The sequence below is a fragment of the Segeticoccus sp. genome (assembly GCF_035708005.1).
In genome coordinates this window covers 1-3,458 of the sequence record NZ_DASSTI010000162.1, presented here as the reverse complement: position 1 = coordinate 3,458, position 3,458 = coordinate 1, and the positions used below count along the sequence as shown (strand labels likewise).

At 70.9% G+C, this 3,458-nt stretch carries 4 protein-coding genes; all 4 read left to right on the top strand.

Annotated features, from left to right (window positions below; translation table 11 throughout):
• The first annotated feature begins 131 nt into the window (after window positions 1–131).
• Complete coding sequence (locus tag VFL99_RS15630; RefSeq protein ID WP_325107283.1) at window positions 132–359, top strand: hypothetical protein; 228 nt, start codon at window positions 132–134, stop codon at window positions 357–359.
• A 292-nt stretch (window positions 360–651) separates the two neighbouring features.
• Entirely contained in the window at window positions 652–2,592 is a 1,941-nt protein-coding gene (locus VFL99_RS15625) for an AAA family ATPase (protein ID WP_325107282.1), read from the top strand.
• Entirely contained in the window at window positions 2,592–2,732 is a 141-nt protein-coding gene (locus VFL99_RS15620) for a hypothetical protein (protein WP_325107281.1), read from the top strand. The genes VFL99_RS15625 and VFL99_RS15620 overlap by 1 nt, the downstream gene beginning before the upstream one ends.
• Before the next feature lie 103 nt (window positions 2,733–2,835).
• On the top strand, window positions 2,836–3,458 hold a 623-nt coding region (locus VFL99_RS15615; RefSeq protein ID WP_325107280.1), incomplete at its 3' end, for a hypothetical protein.

Genomic DNA, 3,458 nt, shown 5'->3' with positions numbered 1-3,458 from the left:
CGCGGCGTCTGCCCGTTCCACGTCCGCCGCGTCAATAACGCGTGGTTCGAGGTGGTCGGCGGTCAGATCGGCGAGGCCGGGTTCAAGGCCTGGGACCGGATGGTCCGCGGCAACGGCAAGAGCGCGAAGCGGTGAGCCGCGCCCCGCTGCCCGAGGACCCGATCCTCGAGGCGTGGCGCGCCGGCTTCGAGTACGGCCAGGCGAGCAGGGCCGAGTTCGACGTCGAGGACGAGATCCGGCGCCGCGTGATGGCGGACTCCGCCTACTGGGGCGACTACGTCCGCACACATGCGCTGAGACGGCACGGGCCCGCGTGGGCCGCGCTCGTCTGCGGAGACGACGACAGGGGGGCCGCGTGAGCTCCCCTACGACACCGCAGGAGCCCTCAGCCTGGCTCCGCTCCACCAGTGCCCGCCGCACCCGTGAAGTCGAGCGACTGGGCATCGACTTGGGCGATCCCGCCACACCCCTCGTGATAGCACCGCTCGCCGAGCCGGGAAGGCACGGTGAGCAATCCGACCGGACCTGTGACCGCTGCCGGCGCTACGTGCCCACCGGCCAGCCGTTCCACGGGCTCATGCACAAGGCGGCGCCGCGGCTGCTGCTCACTGGCGGGCTGTGCGACCGGTGCGCCGACCGGGAGGTGGGCAGATGACCGCCACGGCATACGAACGGCTACTGGACCGGCTGCGCGACAGCGGATCCCGCGTCACCCAGCGCGGGCAGCAGACCATGGCACAGTGCCCCGCACACGAGGACCGCAACCCCTCCCTGAGCATCACCGCCATCGAGGGCAGCGTGCTGCTGAAGTGCTGGGGCAACTGTGACACCGAGGACGTGCTGGCCGCGCTCAACCTCACCAAGGGCGACCTGTTCGACGAGCCACGCGGAGCCACCTACCGCTACGACGACGGCCGCCTCGTCCACCGCACCCCCGACAAGAAGTTCCGGCAGTCCGGCAACACCAAGGGCCAGCCCAGCCTGTACCGCCTCGCCAAGGTCCAAGAGGCCGTCGCCGCCGGGTCCACCGTCTACCTCGTGGAGGGCGAGAAGGACGTGCACGCCCTGGAGTCGGTGGGAGCCGTCGCCACCACCGCGCCGCAGGGCAGCTCCAACGTCGACAAGGTGGACGCCTCCCCGCTGCACGGCGCACACGTCGTGGCCATCGTCGACCGCGACAAGGCCGGTCAGACGTGGGCGGGCAAGGTTCGCCAGATCCTCGGCGGCAAGGCCGCCTCGCTGCACTTCGTGCAGGCCGCCGAGGGCAAGGACGCCGCCGACCACATCGCCGCAGGGCATGGGTCGGAGGATCTGGTGCCGCTGCAGCTCGAGGACGAGCCGCCACCACCGGCACCGCCGGACGACGAGCACGCCGAGGCCCTGTCCCGCCTCGTCTCCGGTGACGTGTTCATCCTCGACACTCCGGCCGAGGTGCCTGCCGTGTGGGGCGAAGGCAACTCGGTTGCGTGGGCCGAGGGTGAGGCATTGACCATCGCCGGCCCGGCCGGGGTCGGCAAGACCACACTGTGCGGGCAGGTGACCCGCGCACGCATCGTCGGCGGAGACGTGCTCGGCATGCCCGTCGCCCCCACCGGCTCCCGGGTGCTCTACCTCGCCATGGACCGCCCCCGCCAGATCGCCCGATCGCTGCGGCGCACCCTCGCCGACGTGCCGCGGGAGACGCTGCGCGACCGGCTCGTGGTGTGGCCCGGACCCCCGATCGCCGACGTGGCCAAGCATCCCGAGACGCTGCTCGGGCTGGCTCAACTCGCCGGGGCCGACACGGTGGTCATCGACTCGATCAAGGACGCAGCGATCGGGCTGTCCGACGACGAGGTGGGTGCCGGGTACAACCGTGCACGGCAACTGTGCCTCGCCAACGGTGTCGAGGTCCTCGAGCTGCACCACATGGTGAAGAAGGGCGCCAACGGTACCAAGCCGACCACCCTCGCCGACCTGTACGGCTCGGTCTGGATCGGCGCCGGCTCCGGGTCGGTGGCGCTCCTGTGGGGCGCCGCGGGCGACCCCATCGTTGAGTGGTCACACCTCAAGCAACCGGCCGAGGAGGTCGGCCCGTTCAAGATCCTGCACGACCACGACGCCGGCACCTCGGCCGTGTGGCACTCCACCGATCTGCTCATGCTCGCGAAGTCGGCCGGACATCACGGCATCACCGCCAAGGCGGCAGCGGCATCGCTGTTCACCGAGGAGAGCCCGACACCGGCACAGGTGATGAAGGCCCGACGCAAGCTCGATGGGCTCGCCAAGTCCGGTCACCTGACCCGGCACGAGGGCGACGACGCGAGGCAGAAGCCGGTCGTCTGGACCCTTACGGAGACCCTTACGGGGTCCGAATCGCCGTACCCCCCTTACGCGGCCGAGAAACCCCTACGGGCTGAGCACGAATCAGACCCTTACGCACCCCTTACGACCCTTACGGAGGGGGACCCTTACGCCCGCCCCCCCTCCTGTAAAGGAGGGGGCGGCGCGGGTCCTGACGAATCCGACCCCTGGCAATCCCGCATCATCGCCGGCCGCACCGTCCTGTGGAACCGCGAAACCGGCGAGACGCGAGACGAGGAGAGCGCCTGATGCCTGACCAGCTCCAGCACCTCATCACCTGCGACCGTCCCGACGTCCACACCCACCGTGGCGTCACGACCACCTACATCCGGTGCCGGCGCTGCGGGGCCGAGGAGTGGCGCCGGCACGACGAGCGGAAGAAGCGGTGACCCGCGCCCAGCGCCGCACCATGCGCGACCTGCGCCGCGAGCTGGACCAGCTCGAGCGGGCCATCTCCACGCTGGAGGCCCGCATCACCGCGAGGGAGGCTCGGTGACCTACGTGCCCGCCGACACGCCCGTGGTCCCCGAGTGGTGGCCGGCGCCGGACACCGCGGCGGACACCGAGTACGCCTCCCGCACCTACGGCGTGGTCAGGTGGGTCTACCGGCAGCACTGCCACAAGCTCTACCCGGCCAGCGTGGACAACTGCGCCGAGCTGCGCGCGGACCTTCTCAGTTGGCTGATCGTGCGGGCCATGGAGTTCCGCGCCCAGTTCGTTCCCGACCCGGCACGGTTCAAGCCCGGCGAGCCCGACCCGCAACTGACCCAGTGGCTGCAGGTGCTTCGGGCGGCGATGACCAAGGCCGTGAAGTGGCACTACAACAACACCCAGGTCCCCGCCGGGTTGCACCCGCTGGAGGCCCGCACCCCGGCCTACTCCACCCGCTCGGTGGAGGAGCCGGCCCGCGCCAACGGATCCTCCTCCACCCGCGCGACGCTGCGCGAGGGCGACGTGCGCACCCTCGGCGACATCGGGCACGCGCTCTGGTACGCCGGGGAACCGCTGCAGCCCGAACGCCACTACCTGGCAGTGGAGGGCATGTGGGAGGCCGTGGGACGCCTCACCGGCGAGAACCGCACCGGCTCCTACGAACAGGCCGTCCACGCCCTCGA